We start from the raw sequence: 23,593 nt of genomic DNA, 5'->3' as shown, positions 1-23,593 counted from the left end.
AGACCGATCCTTCCGGATCATTCCTTGGAGATCGGATAGACATAGTTGGTGTCGAAGCTCGGTCCGAGCTTCAGGCCCTTGAGCTTGGCGGAATAACCGGCCACTTCCGTCTGCTGGAAGATGATGACGAAGGGACCCTTCGCCAGAACTTCCTTCTGCAGGTTTTCATAGATGGCGGCGCGCTTGGCGCTGTCCTTTTCCAAGAGAGCAGACTGGGTTTCCTTGGTCAGATCAGGAACATCCCAGGCGTTACGCCAGGCCAGCGTCTTGTTCTTGCCTTCATCCGAATTGTCGTAGTTGATGGTGAAGGTTTCCGCATTCGAGTTCGGGTCGAAATAGTCCGAACCCCACTGGCCGATGTAGATGTCATGCGTGCGGGCGCGATATTTGGTCAGCGTCTGCTTACCGTCGCCGGGGATGATTTCGAGCTTGATGCCGGCCTGTGCCAGCGTCTGCTGCACGCTTTCGGCAATGCCCGTCACCGGCTGGGTGTTGCGCACATCCATGGTGACGGTGAAGCCGTCCTTCAGACCGGCCTTGGCGAGAAGTTCCTTGGCCTTGGCGACGTCAAGCTTGTAGGGGTTCTCATCAAGCGCGCCAAGCTGGCCCTTCGGCAGGAAGGTCTGATGGACTTCGCCAATGCCCTTGATGATCGTCGCGCCGATCGCGTCATAATCGACGAGATATTTGAACGCTTCGATGACCTCAGGCTTCTTCAGGTTCTCGTTCTTCTGGTTGAGGCTGAAATAATAAACGGTACCCTTGGGCGCGGAGGTAACGGCAAGGCCTTCCTTCTTGGAAACGGCTTCCATATCGCCGGGCTCAAGGTTACGGGCAACATCGATATCGCCGTTTTCAAGCGCCAGACGCTGGCCGGAGCTTTCCTTCATGTGACGATAGACGACCCGCTTCAGCTTCGGCTTCTCACCGTAATAGTTCGGGTTGGCCTCCAGAATCACGGCTTCGTTGGCCTTCCAGCCAAGGATCTTGTAAGGGCCGGAACCGGCATAACCGGTCTTCAGGAACTCGTTGCCGAAATCCGTGTCGTATTTGTAATCGGCGCTCGGCGTGACCGACTTCGCCTTTTCGGTGATGAGCTTCTTGTCCACCACCGAAGCGACGGTTGCGGTGAGCACGTTCAGCACGAAGCTCGGCGCATAGGGCTTGTCGACGGTCAGAACGAAGGTGTTCGCGTCCGTTGCCTTCGCCTTTTCGGTAACGTTGTCGCCCTTCAGGCCGAACTGCGTCAACAGGAATGCCGGCGACTTGTCGAGCTTGACGGCGCGTTCGAAGGAGAAGGCAACGTCATCAGCGGTGACCGGATTGCCGGAGGCGAATTTCAGGCCGGATTTCAGCTTGAACGTATAGGTCAGGCCATCCTCGGAGGTCGTCCAGCTTTCGGCGAGATCACCGACAACCTTGGACGTGTCGTTGAGATCGATGGAAACGAGCTTGCTATAGGTGTTGCCGGTGACTTCGGCGGCAGACAGTTCGAAAGCCTCACCCGGATCGAGCGTGATGATGTCGTCTATGGCGAAACCTTCCACCAGCGTATCGGCCGGCGTGGCAGCAAAAGCATGCGGGGCAGACAGCATCATCAGCGACAGGGCAGCGCTGGTGCTGAGGATACGCATGGATTTGTTGAGCGATTTGATCATAGGATCTCCCCTTTTGTTATGAGATTGATTTGGTTCGCTTAAACTGTTTATCAGGCCGCTTCGTGCCAAGCCTGGGACAAGACGCGCAGCCAGTTTTCCCGGCATATTTTAGCAAGTTCTCCATCACCGTAGCCCGCCGATTTCAGCGCCGCAACCAGATTGTGGTTGCCGCTGGCATCAGCAATTCCGACAGGTACCGTCGCACCGTCGAAATCCGATCCGAGCGCCACACAGTCGATGCCCATACGCTCGACCATGTAGTCGATATGGCGCACCATATCGGAGAGCGGCGTATCCGCGATGTCACGCGCATCGGCACGCAGCATGGTCACGGCGTAGTTGAGGCCAACCAGCCCGCCGCTTTCCTTGATGGCATCCATCTGTCTGTCAGTGAGATTGCGGGCGACCGGAGTGAGCGCATGCGCATTGGAATGGCTGGCGATCAGCGGCTGGTTGGTGGTCTTCGCCACATCCCAGAAGCCTTTTTCGGTGATATGCGCGAGATCGATGAGAATGCCGAGGCGGTTGCATTCCTTCACCAGCGCAAAACCGGCATCGGTAAGACCGGGCGCGGTATCGGGCGACATGGGATAGGAGAAAGGAACGCCATGGCCGAAAATATTGTGCCGGCTCCACACCGGGCCGAGCGAACGCAGACCGGCGGCGTAAAACACCTCCAGCGCATCGAGATCGGCGCCGATCGCCTCGCAGCCTTCCATATGCAGCACGGCGGCGAAGATATCCTCAGCAAAGGCCTTGCGGATATCCGCCGTGGAGCGGCAGAGCCGCCACGCTCCAGCGCGATCGAGCCTCAGCGCAATCGCCGCCTTTTCCATCGCGATGTCAAGCGAAGGCAGTCGCTCGAGCGGCGTGGCGAGCGGCGTATCGTAATGGCCGTTCTCGTCCGGTTCCTGCAGAATCAGATCGCCGGACGGGATATAGATGGCGCAGATACCGCCGCCGAGCCCGCCTGCCCGTGCGCGCGGACCATCGATATGACCTTCCCTAGTGCCGTTCTTGAATTCGGCCACGGGATCGGCACCGGCCTTGCTGTTGCGCCACAACCGAAGCAGCACATCATTATGACCGTCAAACACTGCATGCATGGGAAGAAATTCCAGTCATCGAAACAATAAACGGGGCAGGCAGACGCCGGGATGACACCGCGCGAAAGCAAGCCGGCGCGTTATCAGCCGACCGCTATTGTCTGTCAGCCGCGATCTTAGGACGATCTATTCGAGCTTCGCAAGATACAAATTAGGCAGCGGTGAATTTATCACCACTTGCCTTTTGACGGAATTTGCGTTTCGTCAGGCGCGCCAGCCATCTTCCGCTTTGGTCAGCAGCGGCGTCGCGAAAACACCCCTCACCCGCTCCGGCCATTCCGGCCCGAAAGCGGCGATTTTTTCCCGCCAGCGATCCGATTGCAGCATGGCTGCGCCGATGACGGCGGGGTTGATGCCGGAGGCGGTGAGTAGCGCAAGGCCCGACAGGATGGAACTGCCGCTGGAGATCACGTCATCCACCAGCGCCACCCGTCTACCCTCGATGAGCGGCAGCATGCGCGGATCGACATAAAGCCTTTTTTCCTGCTTCGTGGTGATGGAGGACATCGGCACCGACAGCTCCTCCAGATACCAGAATTTGCGCGAGGTGCCGAGCGGCACGTAACGGGAATGGCCCAGATGGCGGGCAACGGCGGCCGCAAGCGTCAGGCCGAGCGTCGGCAGGCCGATAACGACATCCGGCTTGAAGGGAAGAAGCTTTGCGGCAAGATCGGCGGCCAGCGCCTCCAGAACCTCAAAGGAAGCCTGGTTGACGATGAGCGATGCGAGTGCGTGCTCTCCGTCCGCAAGCGGCCGTATGGGCAGACAGATCTGCCTTCCATCATCCAGTTCCGCCGGAAAGAATGTGGAATATGCGCCTGCTGTTTCGAAGCTCCGGGGCGGATGGATCTGCTGCCAGAACTCATGCGGCGCGGCGGGAGACGGGGCGATGGCGGGCGATGCTGGTGACGGCATCTGTTTTCCTTTCAGAACAGGGATGGCGCATGGCGGAGACGGTTTTCGGCCACGCCAATCCCGTTCGGCAGATTTATCATTTTAGCAACCACAGAGACGCTGCGGGTTCATTTCATTGGCTTTTTCCGTTAGAAGAGAAAAAAGCAACAGGCATTTGGACAAACCCACCTATGACGCGGGTTTTTCCCACATTCAAGGACAAGCTTCCCATGAGACTGCTGGACCGGATCGGCGAGGACCTGCCATTCCTGACGGAACTCCGTCATGATCTGCACGCGCATCCGGAACTGGGTTTCGAAGAGGAAAGAACGAGCGCCATCGTCGCCGATCTGCTTGAGCGCGCCGGGCTGAAGGTGCACCGCGGTCTCGGCGGCACCGGCGTCGTCGGCACGCTGCAGGTGGGCAACGGCACGCGCAGCATTGGTCTTCGCGCGGACATGGATGCCCTTGCCATGCCTGAGGTTCCAGACCGCCCCTACAAATCGAAATTCCCCGGCAAGATGCATGCCTGCGGCCATGACGGCCACACTGCCATGCTGCTGGGTGCGGCGCGTTACCTCGCAAAGACCCGCGATTTTTCCGGCACCGTGCATTTCATCTTCCAGCCGGCCGAAGAAGGCCGTGGCGGCGCAAAAAAAATGGTCGAGGACGGGCTTTTCGAGCTGTTTCCCTGCGATGCGGTCTATGGCCTGCACAATATGCCGGGGCTGGGCATCGACGAAATGGCGGTGGTGGAAGGACCGCAGCTTGCCTCGTCGGACAGCTGGCGCGTCACCTTCAAGGGCGTCGGCACCCACGGCGCGAAGCCGCATCTTGGTCGCGATCCGGTAACGGCGGCCGGCACCTTCCTCGCCTCGCTGCAAACTATCGTCGGCCGCGTGGTCGACCCATTGCAGCCGGCCGTGGTCAGTGCCTGTTCGGTGCAGGCAGGCGACCCCAAGGCACTCAATGTGATCCCAGATCTCGTCGAAATCGGCGGTACCGCGCGCGCCTATGCGCCTCAAGTGCGAGACCAGCTGGAGGCGGAAATCGGCAGGCTGGCCAAGGGCACGGCGGCAATGTTCGGCATCGAGGCAAATTACGAATTCATCCGCCGCATTCCACCCGTCATCAACGACTCGGACGCGACGAAACGGGCGCTCCGGGCAGCCAAAACCGTCTTCGGCAACAAGGCGCGCACCGCCTTTCCGCCCTCGACCGCCGGCGACGATTTCGCCTTTTTCGCGGGCGAAGCCCCAGGCTGCTATGTCTGGCTCGGCAACGGCCCGGCGGTGGACGGCGCACTGCACCACAACACCTCTTACGACTTCAACGATGCGGCCATCGTGCCGGGCGTAGCTTTCTGGGCGACGCTGGTGGAGCAGGAACTGGCGGCGGAGTAAATCCATCTTGTTCCCTGCTGTTTTTCGACCGGCAACATCTCAGACACTTGTGGCGAATCATCGGGCGCGGTAGCTTTCAGACATAGGCTGGACCCACGCCTCCCCCCTCCTTTCGGGGAAGCATTCGACATGCTGGGTAATCTCATCATCGAACCATCTGTTCGGGCATTCGCATAAGGAGGGATTGCGTTTTGAACCCGCAATAGAGGTTTGTGATGAAGCTTTCCACTCCGATTTTCCAATTGAAGCGACGGGCCAAACTTATGGTCCGGAATAATGCCATCCCCCTTCACGAAGCGCTGGACCAGATCGCGTGCGAGGAAAGGATTTGCAGCCTGGAGCCTGCTTTCCGCTCACGTTGCGGCTGGCTCTTTGTCCAAAGACCTGTTCTCGCGCATCGTGAATGGCGACATGCTCCTGCTCGCCGGCCGCCCGGGCCAGGGCAAGACAGCGCTTGCTTTTGAGCTTCTGCGGGCGGCAGCCGAAGCCGGACGGCAGTCCATTTTATTCACGCTCGAAATGACCGAGCAACAGGTACGAAAACGCACCGGGCAACACGCAGGCGCTCAGAGAGAAATCGAGATCGTGACATCGGACGAGATATGCGCGGACTACATGATCCGTTACCTCTCGCCAGCCAAATCCGGCACCTTCGCCGTAATCGATTATCTGCAGTTACTCGACCAGCAGCGCCATAAGCCGGACCTGTCGCAACAAGTCACCGTTCTTGCAGAATTCGCAAAAAAGACTGGCGTTATTTTCGCTTTCATCTCGCAGATTGACCGCTCATTTGATCCGCAAATCAAACGATTTCCCGATATGCGCGATATCCGCCTTCCCAACCTGCTTGATCTGGGCCTCTTCACCAAAGCCTGCTTTCTGCATAACGGCGAAGCGCAACTTCACAATGTGAACTGAGACGCACGGGCTGCTGCGACGTTGCCGTCGCGGCAGCCCGTGGCGTTAGTACTTTAAAACCGCCACCACCGGGCTCTCCATCACCTGTCCCGTCAGCACGTCGGCAATGCCCATATCCGTCTGGTGCGGGCCGATATTGCAGGCGAGCGTGGCCCCGAAGCAGGCCTTGAAGACGAGATAGGGCGGCTGCCATTCCACCACCCTGCCAACGGCTTCGCGCAGTTCCTCGAAAGCCTTTGCAACATCTTCAAGTGCCGCATCGGAAACGAGGCCGGAGAGCGGCAGCGGCAGAAGTGCAGTTACCTTACCTTCGGAGGCGACGGCCATACCACCGCCTGCCGCTATCACCGCATTGGCGGCGAGCGCCATGTCTTCTTCATTGCCGCCGAAAACGGTGAGGTTATGGCTGTCATGCGAGACCGTTGTGGCGAAGGCGCCGTTCCAGTCTCCCCAGCCGGTGAGGAAGCCAGTGCGGGTGACCGGTTCGGACTTGCCGTGGCGGTGGGTGACGGAGATCATCGTCGCACCTTCGGGCGGAACGACGAAACCATCTCTCACCTCGGCCTCCACCTCGCCCCATTGCGTGAAGCGCGGGCGGTCGATGGTGGCGAGGCGCACCCTCGCGCCTTCGGCAGCAACCCGAAAATCTTCGGTCACGCGCAGCGGCAGCTTCATCGAGCCTTCGAGCGCCGTCGTATCACAGGCGGGCACGTCCACGAGCATATGTCCGCCTTCCGCAACCGTCCTGCCCCCGGCAAGGACGTAACGGGCGGCGAAACCGCTCAGGTCCTCGAAGATAACGATATCGGCGCGACGGCCGGCGGCGATGAGCCCGAGGTCAGGACGCCCAAGCCTTTGGGCGGCATTGAGCGTTGCGGCGCGCAGTGCCCATTCGGCTTTCAGGCCATAACGGACAAGGCGGCGCACCACATCATCCAGCCCGCCGCCATTTAACAGGTCGTCCGGGAAGACATCGTCCGTGCACAGCGTCACGGTCTGCGGCAGGTGGCCCAGCGCGTTGAGCGCTTCCACGAATTCCGGCAGCAGGTGGTCATGCGAGCCGCGCAGCTCGATGGTCATGCCGGCCCGCAGTTTCGCCATGAGGTCTTCGCCCGAGACCAGCTCGTGATCGGACGAGACGCCCGCCGCCATGAAGGCATTGAGATCGGCGTCCTTGAGGCCGCGCGCATGGCCGCAGACCAGTTTCTCCGAGGCAAGCCCGGCCTGTACGATGCCGCTCATGCGCGGATCGCGCTCGATGACGCCGCGCATGTTCATGATTTCCGCGACACCGCCGACCTGGTGCCATGACAGGATATCGGCGAGAATGGCGGCGTCGAAATCAGCTCCGCCGCGTTCCAGCCCAGGCGCGGAAGGCACGCATGAGGGCGCCAGGAGAACGGCACGCAGCGGCAGGTTTTCGATGGCCTTCGCCGCCCAGCGCACCCCTTCGACGCCATGCACATTGCCGAACTCATGCGGATCCCAGACGATGGTGGTAACGCCGCGGGCGACAACCGCTGCCGCATAGGCGGCCGGTGTGACCATCGAGCTCTCGATATGCATATGTGTGTCGATCAGACCCGGCGAGACATACCCGCCGGCCGCATCGATGACCTGCGCGGCGTCGCTCCGGCTCGCCCGTTCGTGCACGCTGGCGATCAGCGCACCGACAATTCCGATATCGGCAGGGCGCAGCTCACCGGTTACCACATCCACCAATGTTGCACCGGTGATGAGGATGTCGAAAGGCGCATCGCCGCGCGCGGCGGCGACGGCGCGGGCGCGGAGCGCATCATCGCCGAGATCGGCAGGTTCGCGTGTGGTGAGGTTCGCGTTCATCGGGCGGCCTCCCGGCGCAGCGCCTCAAGAATAACCGTCCTCGCACCGTCGGCATCCAGCGTCTCAGCAAAATGCGCGTTGAATGTTTGCGCTTTCTCCGCACGCGGCTCGACCACCGTTCTGCCCCGCGTCAGCGTCGCATGAAGCTCGACATCTATCCGTGCGTGACGCCAGCCGATTAGGCCAGAGGCGGAGCCCGAGGCGAAGGCAACGGCAGCGACGGGATCGTAAAGTGCCATGCCTGGTCTGCCGCGACGGGTGGCGATGCCGATGAAACCATCAAGCAGATCGGCGATCAGCCCGGCATTCCTGCCGCCCGCATTGCGGATCGGCAGCACGTCGGCGGGCGAAGCGGTAACCTTGCGGCAGGCGTCCAGATCGACCATACGCAACGGCAGGCCATGGGAGAGCACGATGGCCAGCGCTTCCGGATCGGCAAAGGCGTTGAATTCGGCCGAGGCCGTGTGATTGCCGCTCGTCACGCCGCCACCCATCCAGGTGAGGTCGGAAATTCTCGTGGCAAGATCAGGCCGGGCGAGGCACAGGGCGGCAATATTGGTGAGCGGACCAAGCGCGAGAATGCGCCTCTCGCCCTCCCCCTCCAGCCAGGCGCAGAGAGCGGCGAAGGCATCGCTTTTCGGCAAGGCCGCGGCATCCGGCAGGCTTTGGCCGACGGTCGGGATGCCGTTTTCGCCCAGAATGCACTGCGCCGTTTCAAGTGCACCCAACACCGGCATGGCGCGGCCCTGATGGATCGGCATCGACCAGCCAAAAGCGGCAACCGCACCCGCGGCATTGTCGCAGACGGCCTGAAGCGTCGCATTGCCGAAGACCAGCGAGATGCCGTCTATGGCGAGACCCGACGATTGCACCACCAAGATGGCGGCGATATCGTCAAAGCCCATATCGGTATCGATCCAAACACCCATGATCAGTTGAATACCTTGAGGCTCGCCGCCTTTTCGACCGGCAGGTCGAAGGCAAGCGTATCGCCGATTGCGTGGGAGGTCAGGGCCGCGTCGGTTTCAGCCTTGATGGGCCCGAGCGGTGTGTCGAGCAGATATTCGCGGCTGTTGCCGGCGAAGGATGTGCCGCGCACGGTTCCCTGGAAAGGACCTGAACCGAGGGTGACCATGCGCGGCCGCCAGGCCAGTCCGGATGCTGAAAGGACTGGTCCGGGAAGCGGTGTTGTGCCGTTGGCGGTTTTCAAAGCCCCGCCTTGAAGGGCGAAGATGTTTTCGAAGCCGACGAAGTCGGCCACGAAGGCGGAAACCGGCGCGTTGTAAATCTCTTCCGGCGTGCCGATCTGCTCAATCTTGCCGCCCTTCATGACGACAATGCGGTCGGCAAGCGCGAGCGCCTCGATCTGGTCATGGGTGACGAAGATCATCGTGACACCCGTCTCCTTCTGCACGCGCTGCAGTTCGGTCCGCATTTCAAGACGCAGGCGGGCGTCGAGATTGGAGAGCGGCTCGTCGAGAAGCAGCACTTTCGGCTCCATGACCATGGAGCGTGCCAATGCCACGCGTTGCTGCTGGCCGCCCGATAGTTCCGCCGGCTTGCGTGAAGCGAAATTGGACAGGCCGACCGACTTTAGGCCGGAGGCGACCTTGTCCTCCAGCGCCTTGCCGCTCATTCCCTTGAGTTTCAGGCCGAAAGCGACGTTTTCATAGACCGTCAGATGCGGGAAGAGCGCGTAGGACTGGAACACCAGCCCGACGGCGCGTTTGTTGGCCGCGACACGGGTAATATCGGCGCCATCGAGATTGATCCGCCCGGCAGCCACCGGCATCAGCCCGGCAATGGCGCGCATCGTCGTGGTCTTGCCGCAGCCGGAGGGCCCGAGAAGCGCGAGCAATTCGCCCTTGCGGATATCGAGATCGAGATCCTTGACGGCGACGTTGCCACCATAGGCGAGCGAGATTTTTTGGAGCGAAAGATAATTTGCGTCAGACATAACGGGAGAACCCCAGGAAACGTTCGGCCATAAAGACGATGCCGATGGAAAGGAAGGCGAGCAGCGAGGAAAGGGCGGCCACGGAAGGATCAAAGACGATTTCCATGTAGCCCAGCATGTCGATGGGTAGCGTGCGCACGCCGGGACCGGACAGGAACAGCGACACAGGCACCTGGTTGAAACTCGTCACGAAACCGAGAATGAAGGCCGACAGGATGCCGCCGCGGATATTCGGCAGCACAACGCGGAAAAATGCGCCAAGCCGCGACGAGCCGAGCAGCACCGCCGCCTCCTCAATATCGGAGCGCAGATTGTTGAGGCTGGCCGAAACCACGCGCACCGCATAGGGCAGGATGAGCGCGGTGTGGGCGAGAAACAAGGCAAGCGTGATGCCGATGCCGAAGGGCACGACGAAGTAACGCAGCAGCGCAAGACCCACGATGATGCCCGGCACGATGATCGGCGCGGACACGATGGTGCGCACCGTCTCGCTAAAGGGCAGCTTGTAGCGCGACATGGCGTAGGAAGCGGGAATGCCGAGGATCAGCGCTGTGAACGTGCCGCCGATGGCAAGGAACATCGACATCGCAAAGCTCTCGCGGAAGCTTTCGACCGTGAAGACCTTCGCGATCCACTTCAGCGAAAAGCCCTGCGGCGGAAAGGCGAGCGTATCGCCGGCCGAAAACGAGGCCGCAACGATGATGAGGAACGGCCCGATGAGGAAGCCGACGACAAGCAGAAGCGTGAGCGGAATGAAGAGCTGCCGGGTCATTTCTTGTTCCTCGCAGTGGCGATGCGCTTCAAGAGGATATTGGCGGCAAAGCTCATGACAATCAGGATGAAGGCGATGACGCTGGCGGCGACGAAATTATTGGAAACCGTGACCTGCTGGTAAAGCAGGGTTTCCAGCATCAGCACCTTGGACCCGCCGAGAATGGCGGGCGTGATATAGGCGGTCAGCGAACCGGTGAAGACCAGCGTGCCGCCGACGACGAGCCCTTCCCGGGTGAGCGGCAGTATGACCTTCCAGAACACCTGATACCAGTTGGCGCCGAGAACGCGGGCAGCAGCGATCGTATCCTTCGGCATGTTCTCCAGCGCGCTGATGAGCGAGATGATCATCAATGGCAGGAACAGTTGCAGAAGGCCGATGAAGACGGCCGTTTCGGAAAACAGGATGCGGATTGGCCCGTCGCTGAGGCCCACCGCCTGCAGCGCCTGGTTGACGATGCCGGTTCTGCCGAGAATGACGATCCAGGCATAGGTGCGGGCGACCGGCGAAATCATCAGCGGCAGCACGACGAGGTTGACCACATGGCCCTTCCTGGCTGGCGACAGGTTGACGATGGCGAAAGCCGCCGCGTAGCCCACCACCGCCGAAACGACGGTGACGAGCGCGCCGAGCTTCAGCGTGCGCAGGAAAACCGTCTGGTTCAGCGGATCGGAAAAGAAAGCGCCATAGGCCGACAATGTCCAGCCGTCAGCGGTGCGAAAGCCTTCCGACAAAAGCATGAAGACCGGCACGAGAAAGACCGCCGCCGCGAAAATTGCGGCGGGCAAGGCAAGCGCCAGCGCTTCGGCCCGGTTCTGAAACATATGGCATTCTCCGGTCTTGAAATTCCGCCGGCTACGTTTGGCGGAGGACTTGTTCATTTGGCGTCAGTGGGTGCCGGCATATCGATCTCCCCCCTTGTGGGGGAGATGTCCGGCAGGACAGAGGGGGTGACGTGCGCCAGCAAGTAACCCATTCCCGCCCCTTCGAGCTTGTTACTGCCCCACTTTGGCGTTCCACTCCGACAGCCACTTGTCGCGGTTATCGAGCGTTACGTCGGAAGGAATGAGCTGCAGGCTGCGGGCGGTTTCATCGCCATAGGTGATGTTGTTCGCCACCTCGTCGGAAACCTTGACTTCCCTGTTGGTCGGGCTGTCCACCAGCTTTTCCGCCAGCGCCTTCTGGACGTCGGTCGAGAGCCAGAAATCCATGAATTGCAGCGCAAGGTCCTCGTTCTTCGTCCCCTTCGGTACGACGAGCACGTTCATGCCGCCGGTCTGGCCTTCCTTGGGCGTTGCCCAGGCGAGCGGCAGGTCGAGCTTGGTGAAAGGCGCCCAGGAGAAGCGGCCGATCGGCGCTGCCCAGATTTCCTCCTGCTGCATGAGCTGCACCAGCTGCGAGGACTTGACGTAGAAGGTGACGATATCGTCCTTCTTTTCGCCCACGGCCTCGATGGCGCCGGCAAGATCGGGCGTGTCCTTGCCGATGGCCTTGCCCAGCATGTAAAGCGCCGGCGGGCCCTGGTTGGTGGTGACATTCGGGAAGGCGACGTGGTCGACGATACCGTCCTTCAAAAGATCGGCCCAGCTGTCGATCTTCATCTTGTCGGTGCGGTAGACAATCGACGTGGCGTAGAAATTGACGCCGACGCTCATGCCATCGCCATTCGGGTCCTTGGCGATGTCATAGAGCTTTTCAATATTTGGAACCCTGGAAGCATCGATCTTCTGGATCAGGTCCTTGCGGGTGGCCGACAGCGCATCGGCCATGGAGACGATGGCGAGATCGACGACCGGGCTGGCCTTGTTGGCCTCCATCTTGGCCAGACGCTCGACGCTGTTGCCGGTCTCGACGACGAGCTTGCAGCCGCATTTCTGCTCGAAAGGCGTATAGACCAGTTCCTTGAATTCATCCTGCGCGAAGGCGTAGACCGAGATCGTCAACGTCTTGTCCTGGGCCTCAGCGGCTCCCATCGTCAGCATCAGGGCGGCGCCCGATGCGAGAATGATCTTTTTCATGGTGTGAGTTCTCCTGCTGTCGTGTTCTTGGCTTCAATCGCATCATGCTTTGTCTTGCCGGTGGAGCCGCGCATGATCAGCGCCATCGGTACTTTCGAAACATCCGCCGTGACGTCGACGGCGGCCCCGTTTTCTCCGGCGCCATCGATCGCGCGCAAAAGCGCGCCAACGGCGAGATCGGCGATGCGGCCCATATCCATGCGCATGGTCGTCAAGGGCGGGGTGACCACGGCAGAAAAGATAAGATCGTCGAAGCCGGTGACACTCGCCTCTTCCGGCACCTCGATTCCCGCGCGCTGCAATTCGGTAAGCACGCGCAGCGCGTGCAGATCGGATACGGCGGCAAAGGCCGTGAAACCTTCGGCAACTTTCTCCGCAAGGCCTAGCCGGCAGCCCGCGCCACCGGCCTTTTCAATGCCATCGATCCAGAGCGTCTGGGCCAGGCATGTTTTGCCGAGACCATCGCGAATGCCGCCGAGACGGTCGTTCTGAACATTGGAATCCCTGTTCTTGCCGACCAGCACCACCTTGCGATGGCCGAGGCTCGCAAGATATTCACCCACCTGCCGGCCGCCATCCCAATGGTCGGCAGCAACGGTATTTCCCGGTGTCGACGGGCTGTCGATGACGGCCACCGGGCAATCAACGCCGGAAATGCGTGTGCCACGTCGGGGAACGACCACCATGCCGTCCACCCCGCGCTCGATCAGCCGGTCGATCGCATCCGTCTGCATGGCGATCTCACCGCGCGCATCGGCGATCAGCACGCCATAACCCGCGTTGACAGCCGCCTTCTCGATGGCCTGCGCAATCTGTGGAAAGAGAGGATTGGCAATATCGGGCAGGACGAGCCCGAGAACGCCCGATCTGCCGGTGCGAAGCGCCCTGCCTGCCGAACTCGGCACATAGCCCAGCTCGCTCGCCGTCTTGCGGATACGTTCCACCAGTTCGGGCGAAACGCGGCCCTTGCCGGACAGCGCATTGGACACGGTTGCCACCGACACGCCGAGTGCCGCTGCTATCGCGCTCAGATTGGTGGCAGGCCGTGACGACGCCATAATGGTCCGGAAGGGCTGATTAAACGTTTAATCACGATAATCGAGGCGCGAACCGCTGTCGAGTCCTGCGCTGGCAAAATAGGGCGAAAAGCTGGGCACAAAGGTTAAATGCCCGAAAAAAGAGCGATTATTTTTACGCGCTCTGGGTACTGGCTGCGCGATAAGCCTCCACCTGACGCACCAGCCAATCCCGAAACAGGACGACCGGGACGTGGTTGGCGCGTGAAAGCGGGGCCACCGCGTAATACGAGCTCGGGCTTCTGGCCTGATGATCGAAGGCTTTGACCAGCTGCTTCGATTTCAACTCGTTATCGATGAGAAAGAGCGGCATCAGCGCGACGCCGAGGCCGGCGATGCAGGCCTGCGCAACGCTGGAAAACTGTTCGAAGCGCATGCCCTGCGGCAAGACGAGTGACAGGCCGAGGCTTTCGAACCAGTGGCCCCATGCGCCCGGCCGCGAGGCCATGTGCAGCAATGGCAGGGCAGCGATGTCTTCTCCCTTTTCCACCGGATGGGCGCTGAGGAACTGCGGGCTGCACACCGGCGCCACCATTTCATGCATCAGAAAGGTACTTTCCGCGCCCGGCCAATCGGCCTGGCCGATATGGATTGCCATATCCAGCTGCTCACGCTCGAAATCGAACTGGCCGATGCGGGTCGCAAAATTGATGGTGATCTCCGGGTGGTTCGCCACGAAATCGGGTATACGCGGCAGAAGCCAGCGGGTGCCGAAGGTGGGCAGCATGGCGAGGTTCAGCGTATTGCCATGCGTTTTGGTCATGATCTGCAGCGAGGCTGAGCGTATCTCGCCGAGCGCTGCCGCAATCGATTTTGCGTAGATCTGCCCCTCCGCCGTCAGCGCCACGCCGCGTGCGCCGCGGTCGAAGAGCCGCACGCCAAGCTGTTCTTCCAGTGACATAACCTGCCGGCTGATTGCCCCCTGCGTCAGCGCCAGCTCATCTGCGGCGGCGGAAAAGCTGCCGAGCCGGGCAACGGAATCGAAAGCGGCAAGCGCACTTGTGGATGGCAGGAGTTTGCGGCTGAGAGATGTCATGAGCCATTACTATATGTAATGCAAAAATGAGTAAACATGGCTTGTGCCATCCGGGCTGAATACGAATAATCCTGCCAGCAAATCCGGAGGCATAAAGTGAGCGAACGCGTAGCATTCAATTGGCAGGATCCTTTCCTGCTCGAAGACCAACTGACTGACGACGAGCGGATGATACGCGACGCCGCGGCCGCCTTCGGCAAATCGGAGCTTTTGCCGCGTGTCTCCGAAGCCTATCTTTCTGAAACCACCGAGCCGGAACTGTTCCGCCTGATGGGCCGGCAAGGCCTTCTCGGCGTTACCCTGCCGGAAGAATATGGCGCGGCGAATGCGAGCTATGTGGCCTATGGTCTCGTGGCCCGCGAGGTGGAACGGATCGACAGCGGTTACCGCTCGATGATGAGTGTGCAGTCCTCGCTCGTCATTCACCCGATCTTCGCTTACGGTTCGGATGAGCAGAAGAAGAAATACCTGCCCGGCCTCGTCTCGGGCGAACTGATCGGCTGTTTCGGCCTCACCGAGCCGGATGCCGGCTCCGATCCGGGCGGCATGAAGACCCGTGCTGAAAAGATCGAGGGCGGTTATCGTCTGCGCGGTTCGAAAATGTGGATTTCCAACGCACCGATCGCCGATGTCTTCGTGGTCTGGGCCAAATCCGAAGCCCACGACAACCAGATCCGCGGTTTCGTGCTCGAAAAGGGCATGAAAGGCCTCTCAGCACCGAAAATCGGCGGCAAGCTTTCGCTGCGCGCCTCCATAACAGGCGAAATCGTCATGGATGGCGTCGAAGTCGGCGAAAACGCACTGCTGCCCAACGTGTCCGGCCTGAAGGGCCCCTTCGGCTGCCTCAACCGCGCCCGCTACGGCATTTCCTGGGGCGTCATGGGCGCTGCCGAAGATTGCTGGTTCCGTGCCCTGCAATATGGTCTCGACCGCAAGCAGTTCGGCAAGCCGCTTGCCGGCATGCAGCTTTACCAGAAGAAGCTCGCCGACATGCAGACCGAGATCGCGCTCGGCCTTCAGGCATCGCTACGCGTCGGCCAGCTGATGGACGAGCACAGGATGGCGCCGGAAATGATTTCCATCGTCAAGCGCAACAATTGCGGCAAGGCGCTGGATATCGCCCGCCAGGCCCGCGACATGCATGGCGGCAACGGCATCCAGATCGAATATCACGTCATGCGCCACGCGCAGAACCTCGAAACGGTCAACACGTATGAAGGTACGCATGACGTGCACGCGCTGATCCTCGGCCGTGCCCAGACGGGCATTCAGGCGTTTTTCTGAGGGTTATGGACCGTAGCGGTTGCGTCAAGAAAGAGGCCTCCGAAGATCGCTTCGAAGGCCTCTTTGTTTGTCGGGTTCGCTTTTGGCTCAGAATGTGCCGCGCACCCCGATGCCGAACATGCGCGGTTCGGTCATGCTCGCCTCGATGCCGCCAATGCCGCGGTTTTCCTTCATAAGGGTCGGCGCGCGCTCGTCGAAGACGTTCTTGACGTAAGCGTAGAACTCGAGTTCATCCTGGAACTTGTAGCTCGCCCGCACATCCGCGATCGTGTAAGGATCGATCGCATAGACGGCCTTGTTGTCCGTATCGGAATAATAGCCGTCGAGATGGCGGACCTGCCCGGACACGGTGAACTTATCCGTCACGTCCCAGCTTGCGCCGACGGTGAAGCTGTATCCCGGCGACTTGGCGAATTCCTTGCCGACATAGGCGGCATTGCTGGAAATCTCGTCGATCTTCGTCTTCAGCAGACCGGCGCTGGCTTTCAGCGTGAGATTGTCGAGCACCCGATAATCCGCGCCAATTTCCAGACCATAGGCATGGGCTTCTTCGGCGTTAACGGTGTAGGATTCGCTGATGCCGGTGGAGACGACGACGGGTACGTTAAACTGGGCGTTCTTCATGTCCATGTAGAACAGATTGCCGTTTACCGTCAGCGTGTCATCGAGCAGGCTGGCGCGGGTGAACACTTCGTAGTTCCAGATGGTTTCCTTGTCGAAGCTCCGCCATTTGCTGGTGGTCAGGTCGAATGCGACGCCGCCGGGATTGTACCCGCGGCTGACAAGACCGCCGACAGTCCAATCATCATTGATGGCATAGGCAAGAGACGCCTTGGGCAGGATTTCAGAGAAGGTTTCGTCATAAGTGACCGAACTTCTGCTGGTGGCGCTGAGCGTCCGGTAACCGGCGCGCTGAATCTGGTCCTGCTGGTAGCGCAGGCCACCCGTCAGGGTCCACTGGTCGGTCAGCCGATAGCTCAGCTCGCTGAAGAGGCCGAGATTGTCCTTGGTGTCGCTGAAGCGAGAGGTGCCGCGCAGATAAAGCACCTCGTCGGCTTTCGTGTGCGCATAAAAAATGCCGGCGACACCGCTCAGAACATCCTCCTGATCGCCGAAGGTGACCCGCGTTTCATGCGACGTGTTCCTGAGATCGACATCGGCGTCGCCGTTGTTGGCGATGCCGACCCGGCGTTTGGCGGTGGAGTCGGAAAACTGGGTCTGGTTGAACAGTTTCACGCCGTTCTCGAAATCGTAATTGATGTCGAGAATGCCCGTATTGGTATACTGGCTGAAATTCGGCATCGTCGTGGTGATGTGGTTGAGATCTTCGAAGGGACGCGACGCCGCTTCCTGGCTTGGCCGGTTGGAGGCGTTGTAGGAATAGGTCAGCTTTGTGGAAAGACCGGGAATTTCAGACGGTTCCCAAAGAAGCTTGAAGCGACCGTTGAATTCCTTGAAGTTTTGGTCCGTTCCCTCATGCGCAAAGGCGGAATTGATGTAATCGATGAAGGTATCGCGGCCGGAATAATCGATCGCCATGCGCGCCGCCAGCTCGTCTTCGATCAGCGGGCCGGAAAAGGCGAAGGAACCACGCTTCTGGTGATAGTTGCCGATTTCCGCCTGATAGCTGGCTTCCGGCGTAAAGGTCGGGTCCTTGGTGTTGACAAGGATGGCGCCGGCAATGGCGTTGGCCCCCTGCGAGGTCGTCTGGGGCCCGCGGAACACCTCGATGGTGTCGACATCCCATATGGACGTCGCCCCGTAGATGAACTCGTTATACCCGAGATAGTGACCGTCCACATTGATCGTCGCGCGCGGCACCGTACCGGTGAAGAAGGCGATGGAGCCGGTATTCGGGCCCTGCGTGTCCTGTCCGCGAATGATGGGGGCACTGACATTGTCGGTGTAGACGACGTTCGGAATATCCTTGATCGCTTCGGATACGGTCGGATCGCCGGTCTTTTCCTTTTTGATCTCCTCGGCGGTTTTGACTGACACCGACGAGGCCGTGTTCTTCATGTCGCGCGCCACTTTTTCACCGGTCACGACAATCGGCTTCAACACGGTCGTCCCTGCTGTATCAGCCTGCTGATCCTGACCGACAACCGGCGTCACGAACAATGTCGCCAACGTCAGAACACTGACCCCGCTCATCAAACGGCCGTTAGAGCTAAACCCCATCATACACCCCAAATAAACATGAGTATTAAAGTCATATTCAAGTAACGGAAGCGTTATCCGTTTCGCAATAGAGAATGCGTTCCGTATTGCGGACAAGCAGGCTTCCGTAACGGGATGTGCCATATTTACAACAAAGTTTAAGGGACCGCCTTTTCCGCCATGGCAGCCCGGCCAGAGAAGCCATTGAAAAGGCTGAAGACAGCCATTCCGATTTTCGTCGCAATGCGTTAGGCATTCTCGAAAGAGTGGGGCACGACCTTGAACGCCATGGATGACGAAACCGAAGAACGGCCGGAAAACGAAGGTGAAAAGCGCTCGGCGCTTATTCAATCCGTATCGATTGCTGCGCGGTTTCTTAATCTTCTCTCCAGATCCGATACGGGGCTGGCGCTTGGCGAACTTGCTAAACGCGCCGGCACCGGTCGCTCCACCGCGCATCGTTACATGCAAAGCCTCGTGCGGGAGGGACTGGTGATACAGGACCCCGCAAGCGGCAGTTACGATCTCGGCCCCGCAGCGCTGGGCATCGGCATCAGCGCCCTCCGACGAATCAACCCGGTCGAAACCGCCGGACGTGAGATGAAGGCGCTTGCCGCGCAAATCGGCGCCAGCTGCGGCGTGGCGATCTGGACCGAGCGCGGCCCGACCGTGGTGCGGTGGGCGCGAAGCGCCAGCTTTTCCATCAGCACCGTCGCTCTTGGCGATGTTCTGCCGCTGGACAACAGCGCCTGCGGTCTGGTTTTTCAGGCTTATCTGCCACCGGACAGGGTGGCTGCCGTGCGCAGGCTGCAACCACCCGCCTTTCGCGGCTCTCCTCCTGCTGCCGGCATTTTCGAAACCATCCGCGAGACGGGCGGCGCCGAACTCAATGAACATCTGTTCTCCGCCCTGACGGGCAAGGCGGCGCCGGTTTTCGATGCCCAGGGCGAACTCTGCTGTGTCGTCACCACCGTCTCTTTCGTAGCTACCGCCGAAGCGGAACGGCATTTTTCGCGACTGATCGAGGCCGCCCAGCAGGCAACCGCCGAATCCGGCGGCGGCTAGACACCTTCGGCCAGATGCTCCGCAAAGGTGCGGCCGGAATAGGCGGTGCGGAAAAGCCCGGCATCGGCAAGTTTCGGCAACAGCCGCTCCAGCACCAGCCGCATGGATGCCACCGAGCCGCCGGGCACCGCGACAAAACCGTCGATTGCCCCTGCGGCCACCCATTCACGGATGCCCTTAAAGGCATCTTCAACGGTGCCGACGATCTGCCAATGGCCGGATCCCATTACCTCCGGCCGCCGCAGTAATTCCGCAACACTTAGCGTCTCCCGCTCAATCAGCCTGCGCAGCAGTCCGGCATGGGTGCGGCTTCGCGGTCTTTCGGGCGGCGGCGGCAGGTCGGAAGCGGTGACCACCCGCGTGAGCGGCCAGTCGGTGAGGTCGAGGCCCGTCATGTCGAGAACCGACGCCAGGGTGCGGGCGCGGTTGGCGCGGGCATGGGTCTCAGAAAAGAGTTCAAGCGCCTCCTTGCCGCTATCCGCCAGATATAGGCTGAGGCCCGGCATCAGCTTCACCCCGTCAGGCTCACGGCCATGTCCTTCGGCGCGCCGCCGTAAGTCCGCCCTCAGTTCGATGGCTGCCCGCATGTCCGGCGTGGAAGCAAAGACTGCGTCCGCCACCGAAGAGGCGAAATCCCGCCCCTCGGGAGACGCACCGGCCTGCACCAGCGGAATGCGGCTGGCGTGGGCTGGCAGGTTGAGCGGCCCTTTCACACTGAAATGCCTGCCCTCATGCGCTACCGGGCGCACCAGCGAGGAATCGGCAAACCGCCCGCTTTCCCTGTCGAGTTTAAGGGCTTCATTTGGAAAACTCGCCCAGAGCTGCTGCACGACCTGCGTGAATTCGGCGGCGCGTCCATAACGCTCCTGCGGTGACGGCATTTCTCTCAGGCCGAAATTTTCGTGCCCCTCCAGTGCCGTGACGATGTTCCACCCGGCCCTGCCATTGCTGAGCCAGTTCAACGACTGAAGCTGGCGGGCCACCATATAGGGCGGCAGAAATGTGGTCGATACGGTGGACAACAGGCCGACATGGCTCGTTTCCCGCGCAATGGCCGAAAGAAGCATGGTAGGGTCCATGCTGGCAAATCCGCCGCCGGTTTCCAGCCCCTCGGTGCGGAGGAAAAGCGTATCCGGCCGGAACACGAAATCCACATGCGCAGCTTCCGCGCGCTGTGCCAGATCGACGAAATAATCGCTGGAAAATACCCGATTTATATCGCTGTCGGCTCGACGCCATGCTTCGCCGCTGAGCCAGGTTGGGGCCAGCGACATGCCCACATGAAGTTTGGCTGCGACTGACATGATGCACCTCGACTGAAATATCCGGCAAGAAAACCGCGCGTTGAATCGGCAAATTTCGATTTGTGGAGAGTTTTACTATAGTTTAGTGTCGCTTCAAGACCAGAGTGTCGCGCCCGTCGGGGAGGAGCCCGTCTCCCGCAGGTTCGATGTTAAGATTCAAAGACTTATAATCCTCATGTGGCGTCTCGACGCATGAGCGCATGACTAACAGGAGTTGTATCCGGTGCTTGACGCCACGGACCTTCACGCCAGCTATGGCCACGTTCCCGTCCTGCGAGGGCTTTCTTGCCGCTTTCACAGCGGTCGCGTCACGGCGCTGGTCGGCCCCAATGGCTGTGGCAAGTCGACGCTGTTGAAAACCATCATGGGTTTCGTGCCTTTGACATCGGGCGCGATAAGGCTTGGCGAGCGTTCGCTGGGCGACATCGGACGCAGGGATCTCGCGCGCCGCATCGCCTATCTGCCGCAGGAATGCCATTGCCCCGACTATATGACGCTCGGCGAGTTGATCGAGCTTGCCGGTTATGCACGCTACGGCCTTGTCGGCGGCCCGAGCGAGCGTGACCGGGCGCTTTTCGCCGGGGCGCTGAAGACAGTCGGGCTGGAGGACAAGGCGAGAGCGCAGGTCAACACGCTTTCCGGCGGGCAGCGCCAGCGCGCCTTCATCGCCATGGTGCTGGCGCAGGATACGGACGTGATCCTGATGGACGAGCCGGTCAACCATCTCGACATGAAATATCAATATGCCGTTCTTGGCCTTGTGCGCGAGCTGACCGACAGGCACGGCAAGACCGTTATCGTCGTGCTGCACGATCTCAACCTCGCCGCCACTTTCGCCGACGACGTCATCATGCTGAAGGCCGGGCAGGTTCTGGCATCAGGGCCGGTAGCAGACACGGTCACACCCGAAAATGTCGCCGAAATCTTCGACCTCGAAGCCGATATATTTTCCAGACAGGGGCGTCTCATCTGCGTGCCCCGGCTGGAACGACAGGAACAGGCCATTCCGGCATGATCGCGAAAATAACGCTGATCCTTGCCGCGGCGCTGTTGCTGGCCGCCATCCTCGCCGTCAATCTGTTCGTCATGTCCGGCGACATGCCGCCCGCCGAAGTCATGACGACGCTCTGGCGCGGGGAGGCCGACAGCTATGAACAATCGGTGCTCCTCTATCAGCAAATTCCACGGTCGCTGATTGCCATCTATGTAGGCGCCACAACCGCCGTCAGCGGCTGCGTGCTGCAGGGGCTTGCCCGCAATCCCCTCGCCTCGCCCTCGACCCTTGGGCTGAATGCCGGAGCTACGCTTTTCGTAATCGCCGGCGCGCTGCTGTTCGATCTCTCTGCTGAGGCCCAGGGCCTTGCCGCGCTTGCGGGCGCCGGCTTCGGTTTTGCCGCCTGCTTCGTTGTCGCGCGTCTTGCCGGGCGGGCGAACGATCCGCGCGGTCTGTCGCTCATCCTTTCCGGAGCGCTGGTTTCCATGCTGCTGATCGGCGTGACAAACGCCCTGCTTCTTTCCAACCCCACGCGTCGGGCCGAATTCCTGAGCTGGGTTGGCGGCAATATCAACCATGTCTATATCGAACGGCTCACCGATTTCTGGTGGATCGGCGCCATTGCAATGGTGATTTTGCTATCGGTCGCGCGGCCGCTGACGCTCGTTCTGCTGGGCGCGGAAAAAGCCGCTTCCGCCGGCGTGAATGTCACGCGTATTTCCCGGCTCGCACTGTTTGCCACCATGCTGGCGTCAGGCTCGGCGGTAGCGATCTGCGGCCCGATCGGGTTCGTCGGCCTTATCGTGCCACATATGATCCGGCCGCTGGTCGGCGTGAATTTCACGCTTGCTTTGCCGGCCTCCGCGCTTGTCGGCGCGAGCATCTGTGTGCTCGCCGATCTTGGCGCGCAAACCCTGTTTGCGCCCTACGTGGTCAATACCGGGCTGTTCATGGACCTGCTTGGCGGCCTCGTTTTCATAGTCATCGTCAAGCGCTTCTATCTGTCGCCTTCGGCAAGGGAGCTATCGTGAAACGGGATTTCGCCACGGACGGGAAAGCCGTTCTCAGGTTGCCCGGCGGGCTGCAGATCGGCATTGGCAATCTGACGGCCGGCCTGACGCTGATTGCGCTGGCGTTGACGATCGCCGCCGTGTCCGTCAGCCTCGGCAATACCGAAACGGGCCTTATTGATCTCCTGCACGGGTTTGCCGGCGGGCATCTCGGCGATGATCAGGCCTATGCGCTGTGGACGGTACGGCTGCCGCGCATCCTGCTCGGCTTCATGGCTGGCTGGAGTGTGGCGCTGGCAGGCGCGATGCTGCAATCCGTCGCGCGCAATCCGCTCGCCGATCCCGGCCTGTTCGGGCTGAGCCAGGGGTCGATGACCACTATCATGCTGCTTCTGGTGCTGGTGCCGACGGCCCCCAAGACGCTGGTGGCTCTTGCGGCTGTCGGCGGAGGCCTGGCCGTGGCCTTCCTTTTAATCGCACTTGTCGGGCGCGAACGCTCGAGCGGCCTTGCCATATTGCTGATGGGCATCGCAATTGAGTCGGCGCTTTCCTCTGTCTCATCGGTGCTTCTGCTCTATACGCCAGCCGAAACCTCGCTTTCGCTGGCGGACTGGATGGCCGGTTCGCTGTTTCAGGCAAGCTGGCCGACCATCATCGTTTTTGCTCCCCTCTTTGCAGCAAGCCTTGCCGGCATTTTCCTCATTGGCCGGGCGCTTGCCGTCTTCGATCTTGGCAGCGAGATGGCCATGGCACTCGGAGAAACCCTCAGGCATTCGCGACCGCTCGTCATTGTGTTTGCGGTAATTCTAAGCGCCTCCTCCGTTACCGCCGTCGGCCCGCTGACATTTCTCGGCGTCATCGCCCCGCATCTCGCCACCTTCGTTTCGCCCGCCGTCGGCCGCGCCAGGCTTTTCCTGTCGGGGCTTACCGGCGGCATTCTGGTGGTCGCCGCCGATACGCTCTCGCGCGGGCTGGTGGCGGATGTGCCGATGCCGATTGGCCTTGCTCTGACGCTGATCGGCGTGCCGCTCTTCATCCTCACGCTGCGCCTGCAGGCGTTGCGCAGAACCACCGCTCACTGATATATCGAATAAAG

Annotated in this window: 19 protein-coding genes and 1 pseudogene; 7 read left to right on the top strand and 13 right to left on the bottom strand. The window is 60.7% G+C overall.

Going from position 1 to position 23,593, the window contains the following annotated elements:
- Nucleotides 1-17: 17 nt before the first annotated feature.
- From WA845_RS11580 to WA845_RS11570, 3 genes are all read right to left on the bottom strand, one after another.
- Nucleotides 18-1,658 carry an ABC transporter substrate-binding protein gene (locus WA845_RS11580; RefSeq protein WP_004445293.1) on the bottom strand — a complete coding sequence of 547 codons (1,641 nt, stop codon included), beginning with the start codon at nt 1,656-1,658 and terminating at the stop codon, nt 18-20.
- A gap of 50 nt (nt 1,659-1,708) precedes the next feature.
- The gene (locus tag WA845_RS11575; RefSeq protein WP_004445294.1) at nt 1,709-2,764 is read right to left on the bottom strand and encodes a dipeptidase; all 1,056 of its coding nucleotides are present in this window, start codon (nt 2,762-2,764) and stop codon (nt 1,709-1,711) included.
- 204 nt (nt 2,765-2,968) lie between these two features.
- Nucleotides 2,969-3,679: a phosphoribosyltransferase gene (locus tag WA845_RS11570; RefSeq protein WP_004445296.1), complete on the bottom strand. Its 711-nt coding sequence runs from the start codon at nt 3,677-3,679 to the stop codon at nt 2,969-2,971.
- Nucleotides 3,680-3,888: 209 nt separating this feature from the next.
- On the opposite strand from WA845_RS11570, the gene WA845_RS11565 reads away from it, so the two are divergent.
- On the top strand, nt 3,889-5,061 hold the full coding sequence (locus WA845_RS11565) for an amidohydrolase (RefSeq protein WP_162719133.1): 1,173 nt from the start codon (nt 3,889-3,891) through the stop codon (nt 5,059-5,061).
- Nucleotides 5,062-5,276: 215 nt separating this feature from the next.
- Nucleotides 5,277-5,979 (top strand): annotated as a pseudogene (locus tag WA845_RS11560) (DNA helicase).
- A 45-nt stretch (nt 5,980-6,024) separates the two neighbouring features.
- On the opposite strand, the gene WA845_RS11555 reads toward WA845_RS11560, so the two are convergent.
- The 8 genes from WA845_RS11555 to WA845_RS11520 all read right to left on the bottom strand — a co-directional run bounded on the left by WA845_RS11555 (nt 6,025) and on the right by WA845_RS11520 (nt 14,680).
- Nucleotides 6,025-7,821, bottom strand: coding sequence for an adenine deaminase C-terminal domain-containing protein (locus WA845_RS11555; protein ID WP_112553808.1), 1,797 nt, complete (start codon nt 7,819-7,821; stop codon nt 6,025-6,027).
- Nucleotides 7,818-8,750, bottom strand: a complete 933-nt coding sequence (locus WA845_RS11550; RefSeq protein WP_112553807.1) for a nucleoside hydrolase — start codon at nt 8,748-8,750, stop codon at nt 7,818-7,820. Before WA845_RS11550 ends, WA845_RS11555 begins: the two co-directional genes overlap by 4 nt.
- A gap of 2 nt (nt 8,751-8,752) precedes the next feature.
- Nucleotides 8,753-9,778, bottom strand: a complete 1,026-nt coding sequence (locus WA845_RS11545) for an ABC transporter ATP-binding protein (RefSeq protein WP_004445301.1) — start codon at nt 9,776-9,778, stop codon at nt 8,753-8,755.
- Entirely contained in the window at nt 9,771-10,550 is a 780-nt protein-coding gene (locus WA845_RS11540; protein ID WP_004445302.1) for an ABC transporter permease, read from the bottom strand. Before WA845_RS11540 ends, WA845_RS11545 begins: the two co-directional genes overlap by 8 nt.
- Entirely contained in the window at nt 10,547-11,374 is an 828-nt protein-coding gene (locus tag WA845_RS11535) for an ABC transporter permease subunit (RefSeq protein ID WP_112553805.1), read from the bottom strand. Before WA845_RS11535 ends, WA845_RS11540 begins: the two co-directional genes overlap by 4 nt.
- A gap of 171 nt (nt 11,375-11,545) precedes the next feature.
- Nucleotides 11,546-12,568 (bottom strand): ABC transporter substrate-binding protein, encoded by a 1,023-nt coding sequence (locus WA845_RS11530; protein WP_022562787.1) that lies wholly within the window; start codon nt 12,566-12,568, stop codon nt 11,546-11,548.
- Nucleotides 12,565-13,626, bottom strand: a complete 1,062-nt coding sequence (locus WA845_RS11525; protein ID WP_107339527.1) for a LacI family DNA-binding transcriptional regulator — start codon at nt 13,624-13,626, stop codon at nt 12,565-12,567. Before WA845_RS11525 ends, WA845_RS11530 begins: the two co-directional genes overlap by 4 nt.
- Before the next feature lie 133 nt (nt 13,627-13,759).
- Complete coding sequence (locus tag WA845_RS11520; protein ID WP_004445308.1) at nt 13,760-14,680, bottom strand: LysR family transcriptional regulator; 921 nt, start codon at nt 14,678-14,680, stop codon at nt 13,760-13,762.
- Nucleotides 14,681-14,776: 96 nt separating this feature from the next.
- Between WA845_RS11520 and WA845_RS11515 the strand changes: the two genes are divergently transcribed.
- Entirely contained in the window at nt 14,777-15,964 is a 1,188-nt protein-coding gene (locus WA845_RS11515) for an acyl-CoA dehydrogenase (protein ID WP_072493071.1), read from the top strand.
- Between the two features lie 87 nt (nt 15,965-16,051).
- Here the strand turns inward: WA845_RS11515 and WA845_RS11510 are convergent, their stop codons facing one another.
- Nucleotides 16,052-18,118, bottom strand: a complete 2,067-nt coding sequence (locus tag WA845_RS11510) for a TonB-dependent receptor domain-containing protein (protein ID WP_112553803.1) — start codon at nt 18,116-18,118, stop codon at nt 16,052-16,054.
- Nucleotides 18,119-18,412: 294 nt separating this feature from the next.
- On the opposite strand from WA845_RS11510, the gene WA845_RS11505 reads away from it, so the two are divergent.
- On the top strand, nt 18,413-19,189 hold the full coding sequence (locus tag WA845_RS11505) for an IclR family transcriptional regulator (protein WP_048902883.1): 777 nt from the start codon (nt 18,413-18,415) through the stop codon (nt 19,187-19,189).
- Here WA845_RS11505 and WA845_RS11500 read toward each other — a convergent pair.
- A complete protein-coding gene (locus WA845_RS11500; protein ID WP_112553801.1) occupies nt 19,186-20,493 on the bottom strand; it encodes an NtaA/DmoA family FMN-dependent monooxygenase in 1,308 nt (435 codons plus the stop codon). The two genes, WA845_RS11505 and WA845_RS11500, sit on opposite strands and share 4 nt — an antisense overlap.
- 214 nt (nt 20,494-20,707) lie before the next feature.
- On the opposite strand from WA845_RS11500, the gene WA845_RS11495 reads away from it, so the two are divergent.
- The 3 genes from WA845_RS11495 to WA845_RS11485 are packed head-to-tail and all read left to right on the top strand — an operon-like array spanning nt 20,708 to nt 23,579.
- Nucleotides 20,708-21,508: an ABC transporter ATP-binding protein gene (locus WA845_RS11495; RefSeq protein WP_112553799.1), complete on the top strand. Its 801-nt coding sequence runs from the start codon at nt 20,708-20,710 to the stop codon at nt 21,506-21,508.
- Nucleotides 21,505-22,518, top strand: a complete 1,014-nt coding sequence (locus WA845_RS11490) for an iron chelate uptake ABC transporter family permease subunit (RefSeq protein ID WP_112553797.1) — start codon at nt 21,505-21,507, stop codon at nt 22,516-22,518. Before WA845_RS11495 ends, WA845_RS11490 begins: the two co-directional genes overlap by 4 nt.
- Entirely contained in the window at nt 22,515-23,579 is a 1,065-nt protein-coding gene (locus tag WA845_RS11485) for an iron chelate uptake ABC transporter family permease subunit (protein WP_112553795.1), read from the top strand. The genes WA845_RS11490 and WA845_RS11485 overlap by 4 nt, the downstream gene beginning before the upstream one ends.
- Nucleotides 23,580-23,593 lie beyond the last annotated feature (14 nt).

Source organism: Agrobacterium sp. CMT1, assembly GCF_037203725.1.
GTDB classification, from domain to species: Bacteria; Pseudomonadota; Alphaproteobacteria; order Rhizobiales; family Rhizobiaceae; genus Agrobacterium; species Agrobacterium pusense.
Note: the sequence above shows the minus strand (reverse complement) of the source record. Positions and strands in the feature narration are given on the sequence as shown.

Excerpts from the sequence above, each read along its gene's own strand:
- WA845_RS11580 (WP_004445293.1), bottom strand. The coding sequence starts at position 1,658 with ATGATCAAATCGCTCAACAAATCCATGCGTATCCTCAGCACCAGCGCT.
- WA845_RS11575 (WP_004445294.1), bottom strand. The coding sequence starts at position 2,764 with ATGCATGCAGTGTTTGACGGTCATAATGATGTGCTGCTTCGGTTGTGG.
- WA845_RS11570 (WP_004445296.1), bottom strand. The coding sequence starts at position 3,679 with ATGCCGTCACCAGCATCGCCCGCCATCGCCCCGTCTCCCGCCGCGCCG.
- WA845_RS11565 (WP_162719133.1), top strand. The coding sequence starts at position 3,889 with ATGAGACTGCTGGACCGGATCGGCGAGGACCTGCCATTCCTGACGGAA.
- WA845_RS11555 (WP_112553808.1), bottom strand. The coding sequence starts at position 7,821 with ATGAACGCGAACCTCACCACACGCGAACCTGCCGATCTCGGCGATGAT.
- WA845_RS11550 (WP_112553807.1), bottom strand. The coding sequence starts at position 8,750 with ATGGGTGTTTGGATCGATACCGATATGGGCTTTGACGATATCGCCGCC.
- WA845_RS11545 (WP_004445301.1), bottom strand. The coding sequence starts at position 9,778 with ATGTCTGACGCAAATTATCTTTCGCTCCAAAAAATCTCGCTCGCCTAT.
- WA845_RS11540 (WP_004445302.1), bottom strand. The coding sequence starts at position 10,550 with ATGACCCGGCAGCTCTTCATTCCGCTCACGCTTCTGCTTGTCGTCGGC.
- WA845_RS11535 (WP_112553805.1), bottom strand. The coding sequence starts at position 11,374 with ATGTTTCAGAACCGGGCCGAAGCGCTGGCGCTTGCCTTGCCCGCCGCA.
- WA845_RS11530 (WP_022562787.1), bottom strand. The coding sequence starts at position 12,568 with ATGAAAAAGATCATTCTCGCATCGGGCGCCGCCCTGATGCTGACGATG.
- WA845_RS11525 (WP_107339527.1), bottom strand. The coding sequence starts at position 13,626 with ATGGCGTCGTCACGGCCTGCCACCAATCTGAGCGCGATAGCAGCGGCA.
- WA845_RS11520 (WP_004445308.1), bottom strand. The coding sequence starts at position 14,680 with ATGACATCTCTCAGCCGCAAACTCCTGCCATCCACAAGTGCGCTTGCC.
- WA845_RS11510 (WP_112553803.1), bottom strand. The coding sequence starts at position 18,118 with ATGAGCGGGGTCAGTGTTCTGACGTTGGCGACATTGTTCGTGACGCCG.
- WA845_RS11505 (WP_048902883.1), top strand. The coding sequence starts at position 18,413 with ATGGATGACGAAACCGAAGAACGGCCGGAAAACGAAGGTGAAAAGCGC.
- WA845_RS11500 (WP_112553801.1), bottom strand. The coding sequence starts at position 20,493 with ATGTCAGTCGCAGCCAAACTTCATGTGGGCATGTCGCTGGCCCCAACC.
- WA845_RS11490 (WP_112553797.1), top strand. The coding sequence starts at position 21,505 with ATGATCGCGAAAATAACGCTGATCCTTGCCGCGGCGCTGTTGCTGGCC.